Source organism: Streptomyces afghaniensis (assembly GCF_044327915.1).
Lineage (GTDB): Bacteria > Actinomycetota > Actinomycetes > Streptomycetales > Streptomycetaceae > Streptomyces > Streptomyces afghaniensis.
The window spans coordinates 401,464-423,413 of the sequence record NZ_JBIRGJ010000002.1 but is presented as its reverse complement, the minus strand read 5'-3'; the positions used below and the strand labels follow the sequence as shown (position 1 = coordinate 423,413).

The following is a 21,950-nucleotide window of genomic DNA, read 5'->3' as shown; positions in this document are numbered from 1 at the left end:
AGGGCCGGTAGGGTCTGCACGCATGGGAGAGCAGGACATGCCTACCGGTCCGGCGAACGAGACGCCGCACGACCCGGCACAGGACACGGCGAGCGGCACCGGGCGACACTCGGAGCCCCGGCGTGCCGCCACGGCGCACCGCCAGATCGACGGCCCCGGAAACGACCGGCCCCAGCCGGGCAAGCGCCGCCTCGGCGTCATGGGCGGCACCTTCGACCCGATCCACCACGGGCACCTGGTGGCGGCCAGCGAGGTCGCCGCGGCGTTCCACCTCGACGAGGTGGTCTTCGTCCCGACCGGCCAGCCCTGGCAGAAGAGCCACCGCAAGGTCTCCCCGGCCGAGGACCGCTACCTGATGACGGTCATCGCGACCGCGGAGAACCCGCAGTTCTCCGTGAGCCGCATCGACATCGACCGCGGCGGCCCCACCTACACCGTGGACACGCTGCGCGACCTGCGCGCGCTCAACCCCGACACGGACCTGTTCTTCATCACCGGCGCCGACGCGCTCTCCCAGATCCTCACCTGGCGGGACAGCGAGGAACTGATCTCCCTCGCGCACTTCATCGGGGTCACCCGGCCGGGCCACCACCTGAACGACCCAGGACTCCCGGAGGGCGGTGTCTCGCTCGTCGAGGTGCCCGCCCTCGCCATCTCCTCCACGGACTGCCGTGCGAGAGTCGCCAAGGGCGACCCGATCTGGTACCTGGTGCCGGACGGAGTCGTGCGCTATATCGACAAGCGCGAGCTGTACCGCGGCGAGTGAGCCGAGAGGGGCACCGGTGAACGACCGATACGACCCGGGGTACGGGGGCGACCAGTACGAGCTCGTCGGCTACGACGAGTACGGCCGGCCTGTCTACCGGCAGGTCCAGGCCCAGCAGACCCAGCAGCAGGCGTACGACCCGTACGCCCAGCAGCAACAGCAGGGCTACGGCTACGACCCGTACGGCGCGACGGGGCAGCAGCCACCGCCCGCGCCCGCGTACGACTACGGCACAGGCCGGCAGCAGTCCGGCTACGGTTCCTACGATCCCTACGCCTCCGGGCAGCACCAGGGCGGCACCGCGTCTCACGACCCCTATGGCCAGGCCACCGCCGGCGCCGGTACGGCCCAGCAGCCCCGCGTCGCCGAACAGACCGCCCACATCCCGCAGCAGGCGGGCCCGGCCGACGACGAGGAAGCCGGGCACGGCCCCCGGCGGGAGTACCACACCGAGCAGTTCGCCTTCGTCGAGGAGCCCGACGACAACTCCGAAGACGTCATCGACTGGCTGAAGTTCACCGAGAACCGCACCGAGCGCCGCGAGGAGGCCCGGCGCCGCGCCCGCAGCCGGATCGTTGCCCTGGTCGTCGTCCTCGCGCTCGCCGCGGCCGGCGGCGTCGGTTACCTCTGGTACGCGGGGAAGCTGCCCGGCCTGTCCTCCGAGGACTCCGCGACCGGTACGGCGACGGCCGCGGGCGCCCAGAAGCGCGACGTGATCGTCGTCCACCTGCACGACATCAAGGGCGGCGGCACCGCCACGGCCCTGCTCGTCGACAACACGACCACCAAGCGGGGCACCACCGTCCTGCTGCCCAATTCCCTCGCCCTGACCAGTGACGACGGCACCACGACGACGCTCGCCAAGTCGGTCGAGGACGACGGCTCCGACGGCACTCGCGGGGCGCTCGACACGGTCCTCGGCACCGACATCCAGGGCACCTGGCGCCTGGACACGCCCTACCTGCAGAACCTCGTCGACCTGGTCGGAAACATCGACGTGGACACCAACGCCGAGGTTCCCGACCCCGCCGCGAAGAAGAAGGGCGAGGCCCCCCTGGTCAGCAAGGGCAAGGCCCAGACCCTCAGCGGCAAGATGGCCGTCGCCTACGCCACCTACCGCGCACCCGGCGAGGCCCAGAACGCCCAGCTGGAGCGCTTCGGGCAGGTCCTGCAGGGCGTCCTGCGCAAGCTGTCCTCCGACCCGCAGGGCGCGACGACCACGATCCAGACGCTGCAGCAGATCCTCGACCCGTCCCTGACCGACAAGGACCTCGGCACCTTCCTCGCCCGGCTCTCCGACCTGGCCAAGGGCGGCGACTACCGGACGGACCTGCTGCCCGTCCAGGCCGACGGCACGCTCAGCGCCCAGACCGGCGCGGGCGTGGTCAAGAACGTCCTCGGCGGCACCGCCAAGAGCCCCGACAAGGACGCCGCCGTCAGCGTCTCCGTACAGAACGCCAGTGGTGTGAAGGACAACACGGAGAAGGCCCGCGTCGTGCTCCTCAACGGCGGCTTCACCTTCCTGGAGGGCGGCACGGCCGGCTCCGCCCAGGCCACGTCCAAGGTCACCTACGCCGACGCCGCCGACAAGGCCGACGCGGCCGAGGTCGCCAAGACCCTGGGCCTGCCCGCGGGCTCCGTCACCAAGGGCAGGATCTCCGCGAGCGCCGACGTGGCCGTCGTCCTCGGCCAGGACTACAAGCCGTCGTCCGACTAGCCGGCAGGAGTGTGCTCCCCACGCGGTCGCCGTAATCGCGTGGGGGGCGCGCGGCGGTCCGTGAGACCCTTGGTGGCAAGTGACCGCCGACGGAAAGCCTTGTAGTGACCGTGACCGACCGCTCTCACGAGCTGATCAACACCGCCGCCCAGGCGGCCGCCGACAAGCTGGCACACGACATCGTCGCCTACGACGTCAGTGACGTGCTGTCCATCACGGACGCCTTCCTGCTGGCCTCCGCGCCCAACGACCGCCAGGTCAAGTCGATCGTCGACGAGATCGAGGAGCGCCTCAACAAGGAGCTCGGCGCCAAGCCGGTGCGCCGCGAGGGCGACCGCGAGGCCCGCTGGGTGCTGCTCGACTACGTCGACATCGTCGTCCACGTCCAGCACAGCGAGGAGCGCGTCTTCTACGCACTGGAGCGGCTGTGGAAGGACTGCCCCGAGCTGGAGCTGCCCGAGGACGCCAAGGCCACCCGCGGCAAGGCCGAGGAGCACGCCAAGCTGCGGGCGGCCGAGGAGGCGGCGGAGCTGGAAGGTGACTGGCGGTGACCTCCTTCAGTGAGGCGTCCGCCGGCAAGGGCCGGGGCCGCCGCATCATCCTCTGGCGGCACGGCCAGACCGCGTGGAACGTGGAGCGCCGCTTCCAGGGCACCACGGACGTCGAGCTCACCGAGACCGGCGTCGCCCAGGCCCGGCGCGCGGCCCGCCTGCTGGTCGCCCTGAAGCCGGACGCGATCGTCGCGTCCGACCTGAAGCGGGCCGCGAACACGGCCGCCGAACTCGCCGCGCTCACGGACCTCGACGTGACCCACGACGAGGCGCTGCGCGAGACGTACGCGGGCGCCTGGCAGGGCCTGACGCACGAGGAGATCATCGCCCGGTACGGCGACGAGTACGCCGCGTGGAAGCGCGGCGAGCCGGTGCGCCGTGGCGGCGGCGAGCTGGAGACCGAGGTCGCGGACCGCGCCGCCCCCGTGGTGCTGCGGCACGCCGAGAAGCTCCCCCAGGACGGCACGCTCGTCGTGGTCAGCCACGGCGGCACCATCCGCACCACCATCGGCCGCCTCCTCGCCCTGGACTCCCACAACTGGGAGAGCCTCGGTGGACTCTCCAACTGCTGCTGGTCCGTCCTCGGTGAAGGCGCCCGCGGCTGGCGCCTGCTGGAGCACAACGCGGGCACCCTGCCGGAACCGGTGCTCGGCGACGACGACTGACCCCGGATTTCACTTTCCGGCAGGTCGCAGGCTAAAGTTCTTCTTGTTCGCCCGGCCCGCCGGGAAACAGAATCACCATGCAGCTCCGCTGCGTGGCGAGGGGCTATAGCTCAGTTGGTAGAGCGCCTGCATGGCATGCAGGAGGTCAGGAGTTCAATTCTCCTTAGCTCCACGCTTCAAGATCCCGTTCCCGTCAGGGGGCGGGATTTTTCATGCTCCCTCTTGAGTCACTCGGGCCCCTGAGGCGTATACCTCTACGGCCCCGCCGGGTTGCCGTGTCCGGACTGGTACTGAGGCGTCGCTGACCGTATTGGTCCGGTCGTGGCAGAATCAAACGGCCGGAAGGGGGCGCGGCCCGACGGGAGGAGTAGCGATGCCTGCGAGCATCCAGGAGGTCGACCACCTCCTCGGAGCAGCATTGACAGGGGATATGTCGACCCGCCTCAGCTGCCCTTCCTGCGGATCCGCGCACGTGGCCCAGATGCTCGGCGACAACGGCGGGATCTCCTACGTGTGCACGGCCTGCGGCCACAGCTGGAGCTGATCGATGGGTGCACACAGGCGGAAATGCGACTGGTGTGGCAGCGGGACTCCGATCGTCCGCGACATGGAGCCGATCAATCCCGACTACCAGTACTGGTGCGAGGAGTGCGCACGGGCGCTGATCATAAAGGGCGACCCGATCGAGACGTACCGCGAGCTGGAGGGCGAGCCGATCTATGGCCGGCTTCTGGAGGAGCACTGCACGCTCAAGCGGTTCTATTCGTTCGTCACGGCTTAGCGCCCGCAGGGCCGGTGTAAATCCGGCATAACGGGCATCTCCGTGCGAGGTGAAATCGATTTGGCGTTGGGCCCGGAGGACCAGTAATGTTGGCGTCGCCGCCAGGGAAACCAGGGGGCAACGCAGCAAGGGGCTATAGCTCAGTTGGTAGAGCGCCTGCATGGCATGCAGGAGGTCAGGAGTTCAATTCTCCTTAGCTCCACAGCAGATGAGAAGGCGGGCCATCCGATCGGATGGCCCGCCTTCTTCGTGTGCGGTGTCCGTGTACGCCTACGGCGGGCTCCCCTGGGGAAGCCCGCCGTTTGACGTCTGCTCAGCGGCCGAGCGCGCGGCGGCCGCGGCCCTGGGACAGCACCGGGAGGTTGCGGGACGGCGCGCCGCCCTGAGCGCGCGTGTCCTCCTCGATGCGCAGGGCCAGCGCCGGGCAGCGGCGCACCGCGCGTAGAGCCTTGGCCTCGGCGTACCGCGGCACCTGTGCCTGCGCCACGGTGGGGAAGCCGTCGGCGCCGAGCTGGAACACCTCCGGAAGGATGTCCGCGCACAGGCCGTGGCCCCGGCACAGTGTCCAGTCGACGTAGATCTTCTGACGGCTGGGGCCGTTCTCCTCGGACTCGCCGCCGCCCGGGATGCCCGTAGGGGCCCTGCCGCCCTCGAAGAGCGGCAGAACGCCCTCCACGGGCCGTCCGCAGCCGTTTCCGAGGACATGGGCGGCCAGGTCGTCCGTGAAAGCCTTGATGGTCGACTCGATGAACATCGCGGAGCCGTCCGGGTGCGAGCACGCGCCGCGCCGCTTCACGTTCTTGGCCACCTGCTTGAGGGCTTCCAGAGCGGCCGGTCCGCCGCCGTTGAGGATGTCCTCCAGGCCGCGCGCGGCGGCCGGCAGGCCGAGGTAACAGGGGCCGCACTGGCCCGCGCTCTCCTCCGCCAGCCACTGGGCGACGCGCAGTGACTCGCCCAGCGGGCACGTCTCCTGAGTGATCGGCAGGATCGCGCCGGCGCCGAGCGCACCGCCCACCGCGTCCAGGGAGTTGCGGGAGACGATCGCCTCGTTGACCGTCGCCGCGTCGATCCACTTGCCGTGGTAGCCGCCGGTGAGCACGCCCTGGGGCACCGGCGGGGCGCCGGCGAGCTGGAGGACGTACCGCAGCGGCACGCCCGTCGGGACCTCGATCACCATGGGGCGGGCGACCGCACCGGAGACCGTGAGCATGACGGTGCCCGGCTCGTCGTACAGACCGGTGTTGCCGTAGCGCTCCGGGCCGATGCGGGCGGCGATGGCCAGTTGGGCGAAGGTCTCGGCGTTGGACAGCAGCGTGGGGGCGCCGCCGACGCCGTTCTGCGAGGCGCTGACCTTGCGGCCCGGCGGGATGGCCGGGCCGCCGTCGATGGAGCGGATCAGTGACGCGGCGGCACCGGTGACCATACGGACCGGATTGCGCTGCACGCGCGCCCGGAGAGCCGATCGGCGGCCGTTGTTGAGGCCGCGTTCGGCGAGCGCGGCCTCCATGGAGCGCTGTGTGGACTCACGGGTGACCCCCACCACGAGCGTGCGGGCACCCAGCGCCTCGGCGCACAGCAGTGCGCCGTCCAGGATCAGATGGGGAGCACGGTTGATCAGGACCGTGTCCTTGCGGCAGGCCGGCTCGTCCTCGCTGCCGTTCACGACGACGACCGGCCGCACGCCGCGCTTGATCGCCGCCTCGGCGACCGAGCGCAGCTTCTTGTGGAAGGGGAAGCCCGCGCCGCCGCGGCCCTTCAGGTTGATGCGTTCGGCGAGTTGCGCGAGCTGCTCGCCGCCCATCGGCTCGAGTGGCCCGTGCACCTTCAGGTGCATGGGCAGATCGAGCCGATCGACAAGGTCGAAGCCAGACGTGAGCTGGGGAAGACCGACCACGCGGACTTCGGGTACGTCAGGCAAAGCCTCGTTCACTTAAAGCCTCCGGAAGGCGTGTTCCAAGGTTCGCCCGATCCCGGTGCGTCGAAGTCGTAGGACGCACCGGGCAGTGTTTCAGTGGCGGGACCGCTGTTGTACGTGTCGTTCGGGTAGTACGTGTCGTAGACGGCGTTCGTCTCACCCGTGTCGTACACGTCACTCGATCCGTAGCCGGCGGCGCCTGGATTGCCATAGGCCGGGATGCTTTGTCCGGTGTCCTGGAGCGGGTCGTAGGGCGGGATGTTGAAACCCGTGTCCTGGAGCGGGTCGTAGGCCGACGGCGGGGCCTCGCCGACCGGCGGCGGGGACGGGATCGGCCAGTTGCCCGAGGTGCTGGAGGGGCCGTCCACGGTCGGGATGGTCTGGGTGGGCTGCATGTCCAGCGGCAGTTCCGTGCGGTCGGTCGGCCCCGGCGCGAACGCCTGCTGGCCCAGGGGCGGGCTCGAGACGGCCCGGTAGGCCGCGGCGAAACCGTTCGTGGACTCCTGCGGCGCGGCGCGCTCCGCCTTCTCGTACCGCGGCCCCGACGAGGAGGCCATGGCCCCCATGGGCGTGTCCCGGCCCTCGTAGCCGGGCAGCGCGGAGCCGGTGCCCGCCCGTGCCCGGCTCTCCTCCAGGTCCCTGCGGCCCAGACCGTCCCCGGGGCCGATGAGCTGGGCGAACTTGTCGGCGACCTTGCGCTTGACCGGGCGCGGAGCGGCGCGCAGGGCGAGGGCTCCGGCCACGCCGGCCAGGGACAGGCAGTACAGGATGACGAAGATCGGCTTGGCCTGGCGGCCCGCGTAGAGGCCGTGGACCAGGGCGGCGCACCAGGCCGGGTAGGCCAGCATGTGCATGGCCCGCCAGCGGGCCGCGACCGGCGCGGGGGACGCGAAGCGGTTGCGCAGCACGCCGGTGATGCCCACGAAGATCATGAGCATGCCCGCCAGGGTGCCCAGGCCGATCAGGAACGACCTGCCCGCGACCAGCTCCTCGTCGGTGAACAGCAGCCCGAACGGGATCACGGCGGCGATCCACGAGGTGTGGGACAGCGCCAGCTTCACCCCGATGTGCACCAGCAGGAAAAGGATCGAGGCGACGGCCGTGGTCCGGTGCACGGCCTGCGCCAGAATGCGCCTGCGCGCATCGAGCATGATCCGGTCCTGGGCGACCAGGCCCCAGATCACCGAGCAGGTCAGGCACACCAGGGACAGCACGCCCGCGCCGAAGTTGAGGAACTCGGCGAAGGAGTCGTCTGCTGTGGAGTCGTTGGGGTTCACGGCCGGCCTCCCCGCGTCCCGGCGACCGGGTGGAGCGAGGGGGTACTGCGATGAGGGTTCATGGGGGCAACTCCGAGCGGTTCGGGAAAGCGGTCCCGCTGCCGCACTCTAAACGGAGCCATACCGATGGGTATCAGGTTTGAGTTATTGCGTTGTTATCAAAGGACAATGTGGTTGTTGCGATGTCCCTTAGTAACTGTTACGCGAAGTAACCTTTGACCTTGGTTCAGCTTTTTGGGCAACGAGACGGCCCGCCGGAAGCGCGTCGCGTCGCGCTGGGGGCCTGCGGTACCCTAACGCCATGCGTGCCGTACGCCTTCTGCTTAGCGGGCCGCGCTGATCAGTCCCGGCCACCGGACGAGTCGAGTGGCCGGAATCGGCGCGGCGTCCCCTCCTGTGCGAGGGGATTTTTCGTTTCTCGAACCACACAGCCGCAGGCAGAGACGATCGATGGAGCTTTGAGGATCATGAGCGAGACGAACCCCGCTGCCCCCTCCGAGGTGGCAGCGCCGCACCGCTACACGGCCGCGATGGCTGCCGAGATCGAAGCACGCTGGCAGGACTTCTGGGACGCCGACGGCACCTACGGCGCGCCCAACCCGAAGGGCGACCTGGCGGGCGACCAGGGGACCGTCGCCAAGCCCAAGAAGTTCATCATGGACATGTTCCCGTACCCCTCGGGCGCGGGCCTGCACGTCGGCCACCCGCTGGGCTACATCGCCACGGACGTCTTCGCCCGCTTCCAGCGCATGACCGGCCACAACGTCCTGCACACCCTGGGCTTCGACGCCTTCGGCCTGCCCGCCGAGCAGTACGCGGTACAGACCGGCACGCACCCGCGCGCGTCCACCGAAGCCAACATGGAGAACATGAAGTCCCAGCTGCGCCGGCTGGGCCTGGGCCACGACAACCGCCGGTCGTTCGCCACGATCGACCCGGAGTACTACAAGTGGACCCAGTGGATCTTCCTGCAGATCTTCAACTCCTGGTACGACGACGAGGCGGACAAGGCCCGTCCGATCTCCGAGCTGATCGACCGGTTCGAGTCGGGTGAGCGGCCCGTACCGGGCCACACGCGCGCGTGGAGCGAGCTGAGCGCCGCCGAGAAGGCCGACGTCCTGGGCGAGTTCCGGCTGGCCTACGCCTCCGACGCGCCGGTCAACTGGTGCCCCGGGCTGGGCACGGTGCTGGCCAACGAGGAGGTCACCGCCGAGGGCCGCTCCGAGCGCGGCAACTTCCCGGTCTTCAAGGCCAAGCTGCGCCAGTGGAACATGCGCATCACGGCCTACGCCGACCGGCTGCTGGAGGACCTGGAGGAGCTGGACTGGCCCGAGGCCATCAAGCTGCAGCAGCGCAACTGGATCGGCCGCTCCGAGGGCGCCCGCGTCGACTTCCCCATCGACGGCGAGCGCATCACGGTCTTCACCACCCGCCCGGACACCCTGTTCGGCGCGACCTACATGGTGCTGGCGCCCGAGCACCCGCTGGTCGAGAAGTTCACCCCGGCCGCCTGGCCGGAGGGCACCCACGAGGTGTGGACGGGCGGGCACGCGACCCCGGCCGAAGCCGTCGCCGCCTACCGTGCGCAGGCCGCGTCCAAGTCCGACGTGGAGCGGCAGGCCGAGGCCAAGGACAAGACCGGTGTCTTCATCGGCGCGTACGCGACCAACCCGGTCAACGGCGAGCAGGTCCCGGTCTTCATCGCCGACTACGTGCTGATGGGCTACGGCACCGGCGCGATCATGGCGGTCCCGGCGCACGACACGCGTGACTTCGAGTTCGCACGCGCCTTCGAGCTGCCGATCAGCTGCGTCGTCGAGCCGACCGACGGCCGTGGCACCGATACCTCGACGTGGGACGCCGCCTTCGTGTCGTACGACGCGAAGATCGTCAACTCCACGGGGGAGGGTGTCTCCCTGGACGGCCTGGGTGTCGTCGACGCCAAGGCGCGCATCACCGAATGGCTGGAGTCGTCCGGTGTCGGCGAGGGCACCGTCAACTTCCGCCTGCGCGACTGGCTGTTCAGCCGCCAGCGCTACTGGGGCGAGCCCTTCCCGATCGTCTACGACGAGGACGGCATCGCCCACGCGCTGCCCGAGTCGATGCTGCCGCTGGAGCTGCCCGAGGTCGAGGACTACTCGCCGCGCACCTTCGACCCGGACGACGCCGACACCCAGCCCGAGACGCCGCTGTCGCGCAACGAGGACTGGGTCAACGTCACGCTGGACCTGGGCGACGGTCCGAAGAAGTACCGGCGTGAGACCAACACCATGCCCAACTGGGCCGGTTCCTGCTGGTACGAGCTGCGCTACCTGGACCCGCACAACAGCGAGCAGCTGGTCGACCCGGAGATCGAGCGGTACTGGATGGGCCCGCGCGAGGGGCAGCCGCACGGCGGTGTCGACCTGTACGTCGGCGGCGCCGAGCACGCCGTGCTGCATCTGCTGTACGCGCGCTTCTGGTCCAAGGTGCTGTACGACCTGGGACACGTCTCCTCGGCCGAGCCGTTCCACAAGCTGTTCAACCAGGGCATGATCCAGGCCTACGTCTACCGCGACAGCCGGGGCATCGCGGTGCCGGCCGCCGAGGTGGAGGAGCGCGACGGCGCCTACTACTACCAGGGCGAGAAGGTCTCCCGGCTGCTGGGCAAGATGGGCAAGTCCCTGAAGAACGCGGTCACTCCCGACGAGATCTGCGACGAGTACGGCGCCGACACGCTGCGGCTGTACGAGATGGCGATGGGCCCGCTGGACGTCTCCCGGCCCTGGGACACGCGCGCGGTGGTGGGCCAGTTCCGGCTGCTGCAGCGGCTGTGGCGGAACATCGTCGACGAGGCGACCGGCGAGGTGACCGTGGTCGACGTCGAGGACGCCGACATCGACGTGGAGACGCTGCGCGCCCTGCACAAGGCGATCGACGGGGTGCGCGGGGACCTGGAGGGCCTGCGGTTCAACACCGCCATCGCCAAGGTCACCGAGCTGAACAACCACCTGACCAAGGCGGGCGGTGCCGTGCCGCGGTCCGTCGCGGAGCCGCTGGTGCTGATGGTGGCGCCGCTGGCCCCGCACATCGCCGAGGAGCTGTGGCGCAGGCTGGGGCACGAGGACTCGGTGGTGCACCAGGACTTCCCGGTGGCCGACCCGGCGTACGTGGTCGACGAGACCGTGACCTGCGTCGTGCAGGTCAAGGGCAAGGTCAAGGCGCGGCTGGAGGTCTCGCCGTCGATCTCCGAGGACGAGCTGGAGAAGGTCGCGCTGGCGGACGAGAAGGTCACCGCGGCGCTGGGCGGGGCCGGCATCCGGAAGGTGATCGTGCGGGCGCCGAAGCTGGTGAACATCGTCCCGGCGTAGCCGCCGGGCGCTGCGGACCGCTCTCGGGGTGGTCCCCTACGGGCAGGTTCGGGGTTTTTCTGGAACTCCGGACCTGCCCGTTGCGTTTACCGTTGAAGAGCGACATGAGGTGTGCGGCGAGGTCCCCAGGAGGAGCCGGTGGAAGCAGTGATCGCAGTGTTCGCCCTGCTTTTCGTCCTCTTTCTGGGGCTCGGCGTGTACGCCACGGTCAAGGTGGTCGGCGCCGCCAAGCGCGGCGTGGACCGTGGCATCACACAGGCGCGCCGCACGGTCGAGGACCACACCCTGCGGGCCAAGTCCTTCGCCCAGCCGGGCGCCGCGGGAGAACTCGCCCAACTCCGGCTGAAACTGCGCACGTCGATGCGCGCCACCCAGGACGCGCTGCACGCGGCCGTCGCCGAGGACGAGTCGCTGAAGGAGTCCATCGGCCTCTTCGAACGGCTCAGTGCGCACGGACACGAGCTGGACGACGAGCTGAAACGACTGGAGGCCGAGCCCGACCGCACCGCGCTCACCGAGCGGCTGCCCGGGCTGCGCGAGCGCACCGAACGCATCACACAGTCGGCCGACGCCCTGCGCTGGGCGGCCCGCGACCGCGCCCGCCGCTTCGCGGAGGACGACCTGGACACGCTCAGCGCCCAGATCGACATGGAGGCCGGGGCGCTGCGGCACTGGACGACGGAGCCGGAACAGGAGCCCAGGCCCGCCGCCTCGCCGAAGCCGGAGCCCCGGCCCGCCTCGACGCCATGGCCCGAGGCACCCGCCGCCGATGCCGCCGCGGCCGGGCAGACCTGGCCGGAGACCCCGCAGTCGAGCCCGGCGCACGAGCCGGCACGGCCCGCCATCAGCCCGTCGGGACCGCGCCCGACCTACCCCTGGCAGAAGAAGCCCCGCCCCGAGAGCACCACTTGATCCGGCCACTCGCGTCACACGGCACGGGGGCCGGGCTGCCGTACGGGCACTACGGCAGGTAACCTCCAGCTCATGTCCCGCCATGTCGCGATCGTCACCGATTCAACGGCCTACCTGCCGGCCCGGACGATGGAGCGCCACGGCATCACAGCGGTACCTCTGACCGTCGTCCTCGGCGACCGGGCGCTGGAGGAGGGCACCGAGATCTCGACCCGTGCCCTCGCCCAGGCTTTGCAGAAGCGGCGTCCGGTGACGACCTCGCGGCCCAGCCCCGCCCTCTTCGAGGAGACGTACCGCAAGGTCGCCGAATCCGGCGCCACCGGCATCGTCTCCCTCCATCTCTCCGCCGAGCTCTCCGGTACGTACGACGCGGCCGTCGTCGCCGCGCGGCAGGCGGAGGTGCCCGTGCGGGTGGTGGACACCGGCATGATCGCGATGGCGCTCGGCTTCTGCGCGCTCTCCGCGGCGGAGGCCGCGGAGTCGGGCGGCACGATGGACGAGGCCGTCACGGCCGCGGAGAAGCGGGCCGCGGGCACGTCCGCCTACTTCTACGTCGACACCCTCGACTACCTGCGCCGCGGCGGTCGTATCGGTGCCGCGCAGGCCTTGCTGGGCTCGGCGCTCGCGGTGAAGCCGCTGCTGCAGCTGGCCGACGGCCGCATCGAACCGCTGGAGAAGGTGCGGACCGCCTCGAAGGCGATCGCTCGCCTGGAGGAGATCGCGGCCGAGCGCGCGGGCAGCGCCCGGGCGGACATCGCCGTCCACCATCTCGCCGCCCCGGACCGGGCGTCGGCCCTCGCCGACCGGTTGCGGGCACGGGTGCCCGGGCTGGCCGATCTGCATGTCAGCGAGGTCGGAGCGGTGATCGGGGCGCACACGGGGCCCGGCTTGCTGGGGGTCGTGGTTTCGCCGCAGTGAACGGTCACGGCGGGCTCTGATCACCCGTGTGGGTGGCCGGGTTATCCACAAGTCGGCCGGTGTCCCCGGGAATTGACCAAGATCATCGCGAGTGTGCCGATGTGGCCGATCCTCGTCGCATGGCACTTCGATCACGTTCACGCACAGCGACTGCGACCAGCGGGCCGGGCCGTGGACCGGCGTCCGACGGACGCGTCCGTCACCGCCGTCGGCGACCTGTCGCACACGGCCGGGCACGGCATCGCCATGCCTCGGCGGAGGAACTCCGCCGGCGCGCGGAGGTGCTGTTCGGCGAGCATGTCGAACGGGGCGGGAAGCGGCGGGAGTCGGGGCACGGCCCGCCCGAGCCCGAGGAGACGGTTGCTCCAGGACGCCCTCGGCGAGGGCTCGATCAGCCGGAGGCTGCCGCGGAGGCCGACGTCGATCCCGAGGTGGGATCCGTCCGTGTCCCCGTCCGTGGCCCCGTTCGGGTCCCTGTCGGTGCCGAAGGTGGGACGGACGCCGGGGCGGGCAGCGGGGACGGCCGTCCAGGGGAAGGGGCCTGGCGGGAGCGGGCCGGGCTCGCGGTGCGGGAGCGCCTGCCTGTGTGGTTGCAGGTGAGGTGTGGCCTGGAGCGGCGGAGTGTGCTCGCGCTGACGGTGGTGCTCGTCGTCGCCGCGGCCTTCGCCGTGCAGCACTTCTGGGCCGGCCGGACCCAGTCCGTGCGGCCGCCGGAGGTGGTGCGAGCGGCGGCACCCTACGGGGAGCAGGGACACGGTGGGCGGGACGAGCCGGAACGAGCAGCGGGTGCGCTCGCGGGGGCCGCGAAGTCGACAGGTGCGGCGGGTGCGGCAGGGGCGGCAGAGATCGTCGTGGACGTCGGCGGCAAGGTCCGTGATCCCGGGATCCACCGGCTGCCGGCCGGTTCGCGTGTCGCGGACGCGCTGCGCGCGGCGGGCGGGGTGAAGCCCGGCACGAAGACCGACGGTCTCAACCGCGCCCGGTTCCTCGTGGACGGCGAGCAGGTGATCGTCGGGGGACCGGCTCCCGATGCGGGTGCGGGTGCGGGGACCGGTGCCGGTGGTACGGCCGCCGGGGCCACGGGTGGTGCGGCGGGCGGCGTGATGCCGGGGGCTCCCGTCTCGCTCAACACGGCCACCGCGGACCAGCTCGACACCTTGCCGGGTGTCGGCCCGGTGCTGGCGCAGCACATCATCGACTACCGCACGCGGCAGGGCGGCTTCCGTTCCGTGGACGAGTTGCGCGAGGTGAACGGTATCGGCGACCGCCGCTTCGCCGACCTGCGGAATCTCGTACGGCCATGAGGAGCGGCCGTGACGTGCCGACGGGACGGGACGAGGCGATGCCTGAGGCCTTCACCGCCGGGGCGGCCCCTCCCAGCGGCTCCGACCCCGCCCGTTCGTCCGTGCACGCCTCCTCCGGGAAGCGGCTGGGCAGCGCCCGTCCGCGGCAGGAAGGCCCCACGGACCTGCGGCTCGTCCTACCCGCCCTCGCGGCCTGGGGCACGGCGGCGCTGCTGCTGGACGCGTCACCGGGGTGGGTCCTCGGCATCGTGGCCGGCTGTCTGGCCGCCGTCGGACTGCTGCCGCTCGCCCGGCGGACCGGGTGGGCCTCCTGGCCGCGAGCGTCGGCCGCGGCCCTGCTGCTGTGCGTGGCCGCGGCTGCCGTCTCGGCCGGGCTGCACGGGGCGGATCTGCGCCGGGGACCTGTGCCCGGCCTGGCGCAGGAGTACGCGACGGTGACGGCCGAGGTGGAGCTGACCTCCGATCCCCGGCTCACCCGGCCGAAGGTCCGGGGAGATCACGTCGCTCCGACCGCCGTGCTGATCGAGGCCGATGTGCGGCGCGTCCAGGAAGCGGGCGGCGCGACGGTGGGGACGCGGACGCCGGTGCTGATGATCGTCGACTTGGGGTCGGCCGGCCAGACGGCAGGTGGGCGGCCGGTCGCCGATGGGCCGGTGCGGTCGCCGTGGCTGGGGCTGCTGCCCTCGACGCGGCTGCGGGTCAGCGCGCGGCTGGCGCCCGCGATAACGGGCGGTGACCGGGTCGCGGCGGTGCTGCGGGTACGAGGCCGGGCCGAACCGGAGGTGGTCGGTGAACCCTCGGCTGCTCAGCGCCTCGCCGGGCGGTTGCGGGCCGGGCTGCGCAAGGCGACCGACGGGCTGCCGGCGGATGCCCGGGCGCTGTTGCCGGGACTGGTCGTGGGGGACACCTCGCGGATCACCCCGGAGCTGGAGGAGGCCTTCAAGGAGACCGACCTCACCCACACTCTGGCCGTGTCCGGGGCCAACTTCACGATCCTGCTCGCCCTGCTGCTCGGGCCGCCGGGCCTGGCACAGCGCGCCGAGCGGCGCGGGCTCGCGCCTCGCCTCGGTGTCTCCCTGCGGGCGACCGCCGTGCTCGGGGGCGTGCTCTCACTCGGGTTCGTCGTCGTGTGCAGACCCGATCCGAGCGTGCTGAGGGCCGCGGCCTGCGGAGCCGTCGCGCTGCTCGCCCTCGCGACCGGCCGCCGCAGGTCCCTCATCCCGGCGCTGGCGACGGCGGTCCTGCTGCTGGTGCTGTACGACCCGTGGCTGGCGCGGAGTTACGGGTTCCTGCTTTCCGTCGTGGCCACCGGTGCCCTGCTCACGCTCGCGCCGCGCTGGAGCGCCGGGCTGCGGCGGCGCGGGGTGCCGCAGGGGCCGGCCGAGGCGGTGGCCGCCGCTGCCGCCGCGCAGGCCCTGTGCGCGCCCGTCGTCGCGGTGCTGTCGGCGCGGGTGAGCCTCGTGGCGGTGCCGTGCAACCTGATCGCGGAGTTCGCGATCGCGCCGGCCACCGTGCTCGGCTTCGCCGCACTGGCCACGGCACCGATGGCGATGCCCGTGGCCAAGGCAGCGGCATGGGGCGCGCATTGGCCCGCCGAGTGGATCGCGGAGGTCGCCCGTACCGGGGCCGCGCTGCCGGGAGCGGGAGTCGACTGGCCGGGCAGTTGGACGGGGGCGGCGCTGCTCGCGGCCGTGACGCTGGTCGTGCTGATCCTGGGGCGGCGGCTGCTCGGGCATCCCTGGTGGTGCGGGGTCTGCGGCCTCGTGCTGGTGCTGGTGATGGTGCAGCCGCCGCCGCTGACCCGGGTGGTCACGGGCTGGCCGCCGCCCGGCTGGCGGCTGGTGATGTGCGACGTGGGGCAGGGGGACGCCCTGGTGCTCGCGGCGGGCGAGGGCGCCGGTGTCGTGGTGGACGCGGGACCCGATCCGCAGCTCGTCGACCACTGCCTGCGCTCACTCGGCATCACCAGGATTCCGCTGATCGTGCTCACTCACTTCCACGCCGATCATGTGGCGGGCCTGCCCGGTGTGCTGCGCGGACGGGCGGTCGGCGCGATCGAGACGACCGGCTTCGAAGAGCCGGCGGACCAGGCCGCGTTCGTCCGGAGACTGGCGGCGGCCCGGCGGGTTCCCGTGACGCGGGCCGCCGTCGGGGAGCAGCGCCGCACGGGGGAGTTGTCCTGGCAGGTGGTGTGGCCGCCCCCGAGCGCGTCCCCGAGCCCTCCGTCGGGCCCATCCCCGGCCCTTCCACCGGGCCCGCATCCGCAGGTGCTCCCGGCCAACCCGGCCAACCCGGCCAACCAGGCCCACCCGGCCGATCCGGCCCACACGGCGCCGGAGGGGCCGAACGACGCCAGTGTCGCCATGCTGGTCCGCTCGGCCGGACTGCGCCTGCTGCTCCTCGGCGACCTCGAACCTCCGGCCCAGCGGGCGCTGGCGAGATCACCGGCGGCCGAGGCCCTGGAGCGCGTGGACGTGCTGAAGGTCGCCCATCACGGATCGGCGTATCAGGACCCCGGCCTGACAGGCCGGGCCGCCCCGCGGCTGGCCCTGATCAGTTGCGGTGCCGGCAACAGCTACGGCCATCCGGCGCCCGGCACGGTCGCGGCGCTGCGCGCCGGGGGTGCGGTGGTGCTGCGGACGGACCGGGACGGCGCACTGGCAGTCGTAGGAGAGGGCGGGGAGCTGAGTGTGGCGCGAGACTGAAGGCATGAACTCAGCACAGGTAGATGCCTACCTCCGCCGCCTGGGAGTCGAGCACCCGGCGTGGCCCACCGTCGACGTGCTCCGCGAACTGCACCTGCGCCACCTGAGGGCCGTGCCGTTCGAGAACCTGTCGATCCATCTCGGCGAGGAGATCGTGCTGGAGGAGAAGCGGCTGCTGGACAAGCTGGTGGGCGCCCGGCGGGGCGGGTTCTGTTACGAACTGAACGGCGCCTTCGGGGCGTTGCTCGCCGCGCTGGGTTACGACGTGGCGCTGCTCGCGGCGCGGGTGTACGGGGACGAGGAGCGGCTCGGGATCCCGTACGACCATCTCGCGCTGCGGGTGCGGACGGTGGACGCGGGCGACTGGCTGGCCGACGTCGGGTTCGGGGCGCACAGCCACCTGCCGCTGGCGTTCGGGGAGCGGGGAGAGCAGGAGGATCCCGGGGGCACGTTCCGGATCGTCGAGGCGCAGCCGGACGCGGCCGGAGTGCGCGGTGGGCACGACACGGTGGAGGCGGCGGACCTGGACGTGATCCGCGACGGCAGACGGCAGTACCGCCTGGAGGTGCGGCCACGGGTGCTGGGGGACTTCGTGGCCGGGGTGTGGTGGCACAGCACGTCGCCGGTATCGCACTTCACGCGGTCGCTGGTCTGTTCGCGGGTCACGGAGGACGGCGGGAGGATCACGCTCAGCGGCCGCCGGCTCAAGGTGACCGGGGCCGACGGCACCAGGGAGGAGCGGGAGCTGGGGACGGACGAGGAGGTGCTCGGGGTGTACCGGGAGCGGTTCGGTATCGAGCTCGGCTCGGTTCCGACCGTTCGGGGCGCCGGCCAGGACGGCTGATCCGGGCCGGAGGAGGGGTGAGGGGGAGCGGGAGCAGACGAGTCAGAGGGGGCAGACACCCCACTTGGCCCACATGGGGCTACTCGTGCGTAGTCCCAGCACAAGTGCTGGATTCCCGTGATGTGGTCCCGTGTTGCCTCGAAAGCCTCATCGGTGGTCGAATGCCTCCTCGGTGAACCGTGATCAAACCGCTGACTTCGAGTCGCATGAGGTGTCCAGATGATCGGCCGCTGGCTGGGAAGCCGAACCAATCGGGTGCAACGGACGGGCCCCCTGGGGGCGGTGCTGACGCCGCCGAGCGCCGGGGTGCTGGCCTGCCGGGTGCTCGACCCGGTCAACGAGCCGGTCAGACATGCGGAGTTCGCGGTCACCGACGCCATGGGGCGTCCGGTGGTCAGCGGGGGAGCGGATCCGTTCGGGTCGTTCATGGCGACGGTGCCGGCGGGGGAGTACCGGCTCGCGGTGTCGGCGGAGGGGTACACGCCGTACCGGGCGACCACGCAGGTCGCCGAGAACTCGCTCGCCTCGCTGGGTGACGTGACGCTCCAGGTGGCCCGGCCGCCGGAGCTGCCCGCGCCCGGCGACTGGGAGATCGAGTCGGCGCACTCCTCGATCGGGTTCACCGCGCGGCACATCGGCATGGCCCGCATCCACGGACAGTTCAAGTCCTTCGCGGGCGTCATACGGATCACCGACCCCCTGGAGCGGTCGGCGATGCACGTGGTGATCGACGCGGCGTCCATCGACACCAACATGAAGATGCGGGACGACCATCTGCGGTCGGCGGACTTCCTGGACGTCGCGAAGTTCCCGACGCTCGAGTTCTACAGCGAGCGGTTCGTGCACAAGGGCGGGAACCGGTGGGCCGTGACGGGGGCGCTGTCGCTGCACGGCGTGACGCGCACGGTCACCCTGGACACGGAGTACCTGGGGCTGGGCAACGGCATGGAGGGCGAGGTGCGGGCTGCCTGCCGGGCCACGACCGAACTGCACCGGGACGACTTCACGGTGAGCTGGCAGACGATGCTGGCCCGCGGCATCGCGGTGGTGGGACCGAGCATCAAGGTGGGCCTCGACGTGCAGGTCGTCCGCAAGGCCTGAGCGGCCGGGCCGGGAGCCGGTGTCGGACAATGGCCGGCGTGAGTGATGTGCGACATGTGCTGGTGCTGCCCGACCGTGATGCCGCGGAAGAGGTGGTGGAGTCCCTGCGGGAGCGGTTCGCGGTCGTCGAGGAGCCGCAGCTGGTGCGGGACGCGCTGGCCGGCGAGGACGATGCCGAGGACGCGCAGTGGCTGGTCGTCCTGAGGGACGAGGAGGAGCGGCTGGATCCCGGGGAGCTGGACCGGTTCGCCGGTGAGTGGGAGGGCTGGCGGGAAGAACCGTAGGCCTGGTTGTCAGTGCCGCGTGGGATGCTTGTCGCGATGGCCAGGAAGACTGCGAATGACGATCCTCTCGCCCCCGTGACGCTCGCCGTGGGCCAGGAGGAGCTGCTGCTCGACCGTGCGGTGCAGGAGGTGGTGGCCGCCGCGAAGGCCGCCGACGCCGACACGGACGTACGGGACCTGACCCCGGACCAGGTGCAGCCCGGCACGCTCGCCGAGCTGACGAGCCCGTCGCTCTTCGCGGAGCGCAAGGTCGTCGTCGTACGCAACGCGCAGGACCTGTCGGCCGACACGGTCAAGGACGTGAAGGCCTATCTCGGGGCGCCCGCCGAGGAGATCACCCTGGTGCTGCTGCACGCCGGCGGGGCCAAGGGGAAGGGGCTGCTCGACGCGGCGCGCGCGGGGGCGCGCGAGGTGGCCTGTCCGAAGATGACGAAGCCGGCGGACCGGCTGGCGTTCGTGCGGGGCGAGTTCCGGGCGGTGGGCAGGTCGGCCACGCCGGAGGCGTGCCAGGCGCTCGTCGACTCGATCGGGAGCGATCTGCGGGAGCTGGCGTCGGCGGTTTCGCAGCTGGTCGCGGACGTCGAGGGGACGATCGACGAGGCGATCGTCGGGCGGTACTACACGGGCCGGGCCGAGGCGTCGAGCTTCACGGTCGCCGACCGGGCGGTCGAGGGGCGGGCGGCGGAGGCGCTGGAGGCGTTGCGCTGGTCGCTGGCGACCGGGGTGGCACCGGTGCTGATCACGAGCGCGCTGGCGCAGGGCGTCCGGGCGATCGGGAAGCTGTCGTCGGCGCGTGGCGGACGCCCGGCCGATCTCGCGCGCGAGCTGGGCATGCCGCCGTGGAAGATCGACCGGGTGCGGCAGCAGATGCGGGGCTGGACTCCGGACGGGGTGGCAGTGGCGCTACGGGCGGTGGCCGAGGCTGACGCGGGCGTGAAGGGCGGCGGGGACGATCCCGAGTACGCCCTGGAGAAGGCGGTGGTCACGATCGCGCGGGCGGCTCGCTCCAGGGGACGGGGATAGGCATCGGCCGGCCGAGCTGCCTCCCGGCGGACCGGGCGGTGTCTGAGTGGCCCGGCTCGCTGATGGGCAGCGGGTTTCCCTCGTTCCCGAGGTTCGGCGTCGGTCGGCCGGGCTGTCCCTGTAGGTGTCTGAGTGGACCGGCTCGCTGATGGGCAGCGGGTTTCTCTCGCTCCCGGGGTTCGGCGTCGGCTGGCCGAGCTGCCCCTGGGGGTGTCTGAGTGGACCGGCTCGCCGATTGGCAGCGGGTTTCCCTCGCTCCCGGGGATCGGCGTCGGCCGGCCGGGCTGTCCCTGGGGGTGTCTGAGTGGACTGGCGCGCTGATGGGCAGCGGGTTTCCCTCGTTCCCAGGGCATCGGCATCCGCCGGCCGAGCTGCCTCCCGGCGGACCGGGCGGTGGCTCAGTAGACCGGCTCCCCGATCCCCAGCAGGTTCCCCTCGCTGTCGTGGAACCAGGCGCCGCGTTCGCCCCGGGCGCCCTTGCTCGGGTAGTTCCCCTCGATCTCGGCGATCCCGCCCTCCGTGCGGAAGCCGGGCACGTCGACCTCCTCGAAGACCACGCCGCGCCGCTTGAGCTCCGCCACGGCGGCCTTGATGTCGCTCACCTCCAGCGCCATCTGGGTGAAGGTGCCGGGCGAGGCCCCCGTCGACCGGAACAGCACGAAATCCGCGCCGCCGCAGCGGTACAGCAGTCCGCCGGGCCGTTCGTCGACCGGCTCAAGACCGAGTTTCTCGGAGTAGAAGCGCCGCGCCCGGTCCAGATCCTGGGCGGGCAGCCTGGTCGCCACCCGGGCCCCCGTCAGCACGTCCCCGTCGTCCGCCCTGCTGTCTGCTCTGTCGTCCGCGTCCATGTCTCCACTGTGCCGCGAGAGCTGCCCGGAGGGAGAATCGGGAGTGTCAGCCGTATTCGCCAAGCGACGGAGAGGTGGCGAAGGCCATGGCTGAACACCCGCACGCAGCGCTGGTCCGCAAGGGATTCGAGGCCTTCTCGCGCGGTGACATGGACACCTTGCGCGGGCTGATCGCCGGGGACGCCACGCACCACGTGCCCGGAGACCACCCGTTGTCGGGTGACTTCAAGGGCGTGGACTCGATCATCGAGATGTACGAACGGCTCGGCGCGGAGACCAACGGGACGATGCGCGCCGAACTGATCGGCATCGGTGTCGACGGCCGCGGCCACGCGGTCGGCATGACCCGCTTCACGGCCGAACGCAACGGCAAGCACCTGGACGACACCGGCTGCATCATCTTCAGGATCGTCGGGGACAAGGTCACCGACCTCGACGAGTGCGTCGAGGACATCGACAAGAACAACGAGTTCTGGTCCTGAACAGGCCGAAGGCCGGGTGCCTTCCCATGGGGAACAGGAGGGCAACCGGCCTTCGGTTCAAGCTGTTGGATCCGCGCCCGCGTGGCGAACGCAGGCCGCGCGCGGACCCGAGGGGTGCCGGACGGGAGCGGATGAGAGAGGGCCCGCTCGATTCCCTCCGGCGTCACATCAGACGTCAGCCCTTGAGCGCGGCGACCTTCTGAGCCAGCGCCGACTTCTTGTTGGCAGCCTGGTTCTTGTGGATGACGCCCTTCGAGACGGCCTTGTCGAGCTGACGCGCGGCAGCGCGCTGGTACTCGGTGGCCTTCTCGACGTCACCCGCGGCAGCAGCCTCACGGGCCTTGCGGATCGCGGTCTTGAGGGAGGACTTGACGGCCTTGTTGCGCAGCCGCGCCTTCTCGTTGGTCTTGATCCGCTTGATCTGGGACTTGATGTTCGCCACGAATGAGCCTTCTCAGGTTCTGGCACGTGGCCGCACGGGTGCCGCACGGTCCTGTACCGGGTGAT

The 21,950-nt window shown here is 71.3% G+C and carries 20 protein-coding genes and 2 tRNA genes; 18 read left to right on the top strand and 4 right to left on the bottom strand.

The window, feature by feature from the left end:
* Positions 1-22: 22 nt before the first annotated feature.
* From nadD to ACH4G3_RS08125, 8 genes are all read left to right on the top strand, one after another.
* The gene (nadD, locus tag ACH4G3_RS08160) at positions 23-766 is read left to right on the top strand and encodes a nicotinate-nucleotide adenylyltransferase (RefSeq protein WP_397623705.1); all 744 of its coding nucleotides are present in this window, start codon (positions 23-25) and stop codon (positions 764-766) included.
* A 16-nt stretch (positions 767-782) separates the two neighbouring features.
* Positions 783-2,483 carry an LCP family protein gene (locus ACH4G3_RS08155; RefSeq protein ID WP_397623704.1) on the top strand — a complete coding sequence of 567 codons (1,701 nt, stop codon included), beginning with the start codon at positions 783-785 and terminating at the stop codon, positions 2,481-2,483.
* Between the two features lie 104 nt (positions 2,484-2,587).
* Complete coding sequence (gene rsfS, locus ACH4G3_RS08150; RefSeq protein WP_020269542.1) at positions 2,588-3,034, top strand: ribosome silencing factor; 447 nt, start codon at positions 2,588-2,590, stop codon at positions 3,032-3,034.
* Entirely contained in the window at positions 3,025-3,699 is a 675-nt protein-coding gene (locus ACH4G3_RS08145) for a histidine phosphatase family protein (RefSeq protein ID WP_397624090.1), read from the top strand. Before rsfS ends, ACH4G3_RS08145 begins: the two co-directional genes overlap by 10 nt.
* A gap of 99 nt (positions 3,700-3,798) precedes the next feature.
* Positions 3,799-3,871: transfer RNA gene (locus tag ACH4G3_RS08140), tRNA-Ala, on the top strand.
* Between the two features lie 201 nt (positions 3,872-4,072).
* Positions 4,073-4,243, top strand: a complete 171-nt coding sequence (locus tag ACH4G3_RS08135; RefSeq protein WP_150480816.1) for a hypothetical protein — start codon at positions 4,073-4,075, stop codon at positions 4,241-4,243.
* Positions 4,244-4,246: 3 nt separating this feature from the next.
* On the top strand, positions 4,247-4,480 hold the full coding sequence (locus ACH4G3_RS08130) for a hypothetical protein (protein ID WP_006136074.1): 234 nt from the start codon (positions 4,247-4,249) through the stop codon (positions 4,478-4,480).
* A gap of 129 nt (positions 4,481-4,609) precedes the next feature.
* Positions 4,610-4,682 (top strand) — tRNA-Ala (locus ACH4G3_RS08125).
* A 111-nt stretch (positions 4,683-4,793) separates the two neighbouring features.
* Here the strand turns inward: ACH4G3_RS08125 and ACH4G3_RS08120 are convergent.
* Both ACH4G3_RS08120 and ACH4G3_RS08115 read right to left on the bottom strand, forming a co-directional pair.
* Entirely contained in the window at positions 4,794-6,410 is a 1,617-nt protein-coding gene (locus tag ACH4G3_RS08120; RefSeq protein WP_029181314.1) for an NADH-quinone oxidoreductase subunit NuoF family protein, read from the bottom strand.
* Positions 6,407-7,672, bottom strand: coding sequence for a ferric reductase-like transmembrane domain-containing protein (locus ACH4G3_RS08115; RefSeq protein WP_397623703.1), 1,266 nt, complete (start codon positions 7,670-7,672; stop codon positions 6,407-6,409). The genes ACH4G3_RS08120 and ACH4G3_RS08115 overlap by 4 nt, the downstream gene beginning before the upstream one ends.
* Positions 7,673-8,139: 467 nt before the next feature.
* Here ACH4G3_RS08115 and leuS point away from each other — a divergent pair, with 467 nt between their 5' ends.
* The 9 genes from leuS to holA all read left to right on the top strand — a co-directional run bounded on the left by leuS (position 8,140) and on the right by holA (position 20,113).
* Positions 8,140-11,022 (top strand): leucine--tRNA ligase, encoded by a 2,883-nt coding sequence (gene leuS, locus ACH4G3_RS08110; protein WP_397623702.1) that lies wholly within the window; start codon positions 8,140-8,142, stop codon positions 11,020-11,022.
* A gap of 138 nt (positions 11,023-11,160) precedes the next feature.
* Complete coding sequence (locus ACH4G3_RS08105) at positions 11,161-11,934, top strand: hypothetical protein (protein WP_397623701.1); 774 nt, start codon at positions 11,161-11,163, stop codon at positions 11,932-11,934.
* Between the two features lie 72 nt (positions 11,935-12,006).
* Complete coding sequence (locus ACH4G3_RS08100) at positions 12,007-12,852, top strand: DegV family protein (RefSeq protein ID WP_397623700.1); 846 nt, start codon at positions 12,007-12,009, stop codon at positions 12,850-12,852.
* A gap of 119 nt (positions 12,853-12,971) precedes the next feature.
* Positions 12,972-14,156 (top strand): ComEA family DNA-binding protein, encoded by a 1,185-nt coding sequence (locus tag ACH4G3_RS08095; RefSeq protein ID WP_397623699.1) that lies wholly within the window; start codon positions 12,972-12,974, stop codon positions 14,154-14,156.
* Positions 14,157-14,194: 38 nt separating this feature from the next.
* Positions 14,195-16,861: a ComEC/Rec2 family competence protein gene (locus ACH4G3_RS08090; RefSeq protein ID WP_397624089.1), complete on the top strand. Its 2,667-nt coding sequence runs from the start codon at positions 14,195-14,197 to the stop codon at positions 16,859-16,861.
* A 4-nt stretch (positions 16,862-16,865) separates the two neighbouring features.
* Positions 16,866-17,705 carry an arylamine N-acetyltransferase family protein gene (locus tag ACH4G3_RS08085; RefSeq protein WP_397623698.1) on the top strand — a complete coding sequence of 280 codons (840 nt, stop codon included), beginning with the start codon at positions 16,866-16,868 and terminating at the stop codon, positions 17,703-17,705.
* Positions 17,706-17,924: 219 nt separating this feature from the next.
* A complete protein-coding gene (locus ACH4G3_RS08080) occupies positions 17,925-18,806 on the top strand; it encodes a YceI family protein (protein ID WP_397623697.1) in 882 nt (293 codons plus the stop codon).
* A gap of 38 nt (positions 18,807-18,844) precedes the next feature.
* A complete protein-coding gene (locus ACH4G3_RS08075) occupies positions 18,845-19,090 on the top strand; it encodes a hypothetical protein (protein WP_397623696.1) in 246 nt (81 codons plus the stop codon).
* Positions 19,091-19,126: 36 nt separating this feature from the next.
* Positions 19,127-20,113, top strand: a complete 987-nt coding sequence (gene holA, locus ACH4G3_RS08070) for a DNA polymerase III subunit delta (protein ID WP_397623695.1) — start codon at positions 19,127-19,129, stop codon at positions 20,111-20,113.
* 398 nt (positions 20,114-20,511) lie between these two features.
* Here holA and ACH4G3_RS08065 read toward each other — a convergent pair whose 3' ends face one another.
* Complete coding sequence (locus tag ACH4G3_RS08065) at positions 20,512-20,961, bottom strand: VOC family protein (protein ID WP_397623694.1); 450 nt, start codon at positions 20,959-20,961, stop codon at positions 20,512-20,514.
* Positions 20,962-21,047: 86 nt separating this feature from the next.
* Here ACH4G3_RS08065 and ACH4G3_RS08060 point away from each other — a divergent pair, with 86 nt between their 5' ends.
* A complete protein-coding gene (locus ACH4G3_RS08060) occupies positions 21,048-21,443 on the top strand; it encodes a nuclear transport factor 2 family protein (RefSeq protein ID WP_354735782.1) in 396 nt (131 codons plus the stop codon).
* 175 nt (positions 21,444-21,618) lie between these two features.
* Here ACH4G3_RS08060 and rpsT read toward each other — a convergent pair whose 3' ends face one another.
* Positions 21,619-21,885: a 30S ribosomal protein S20 gene (gene rpsT, locus ACH4G3_RS08055; protein ID WP_010042013.1), complete on the bottom strand. Its 267-nt coding sequence runs from the start codon at positions 21,883-21,885 to the stop codon at positions 21,619-21,621.
* Positions 21,886-21,950: the final 65 nt, after the last annotated feature.

Excerpts from the sequence above, each read along its gene's own strand:
- nadD (WP_397623705.1), top strand. The coding sequence starts at position 23 with ATGGGAGAGCAGGACATGCCTACCGGTCCGGCGAACGAGACGCCGCAC.
- ACH4G3_RS08135 (WP_150480816.1), top strand. The coding sequence starts at position 4,073 with ATGCCTGCGAGCATCCAGGAGGTCGACCACCTCCTCGGAGCAGCATTG.
- ACH4G3_RS08130 (WP_006136074.1), top strand. The coding sequence starts at position 4,247 with ATGGGTGCACACAGGCGGAAATGCGACTGGTGTGGCAGCGGGACTCCG.
- leuS (WP_397623702.1), top strand. The coding sequence starts at position 8,140 with ATGAGCGAGACGAACCCCGCTGCCCCCTCCGAGGTGGCAGCGCCGCAC.
- ACH4G3_RS08100 (WP_397623700.1), top strand. The coding sequence starts at position 12,007 with ATGTCCCGCCATGTCGCGATCGTCACCGATTCAACGGCCTACCTGCCG.
- ACH4G3_RS08095 (WP_397623699.1), top strand. The coding sequence starts at position 12,972 with ATGGCACTTCGATCACGTTCACGCACAGCGACTGCGACCAGCGGGCCG.
- ACH4G3_RS08090 (WP_397624089.1), top strand. The coding sequence starts at position 14,195 with ATGCCTGAGGCCTTCACCGCCGGGGCGGCCCCTCCCAGCGGCTCCGAC.
- ACH4G3_RS08085 (WP_397623698.1), top strand. The coding sequence starts at position 16,866 with ATGAACTCAGCACAGGTAGATGCCTACCTCCGCCGCCTGGGAGTCGAG.
- ACH4G3_RS08080 (WP_397623697.1), top strand. The coding sequence starts at position 17,925 with ATGATCGGCCGCTGGCTGGGAAGCCGAACCAATCGGGTGCAACGGACG.
- holA (WP_397623695.1), top strand. The coding sequence starts at position 19,127 with ATGGCCAGGAAGACTGCGAATGACGATCCTCTCGCCCCCGTGACGCTC.
- ACH4G3_RS08065 (WP_397623694.1), bottom strand. The coding sequence starts at position 20,961 with ATGGACGCGGACGACAGAGCAGACAGCAGGGCGGACGACGGGGACGTG.
- ACH4G3_RS08060 (WP_354735782.1), top strand. The coding sequence starts at position 21,048 with ATGGCTGAACACCCGCACGCAGCGCTGGTCCGCAAGGGATTCGAGGCC.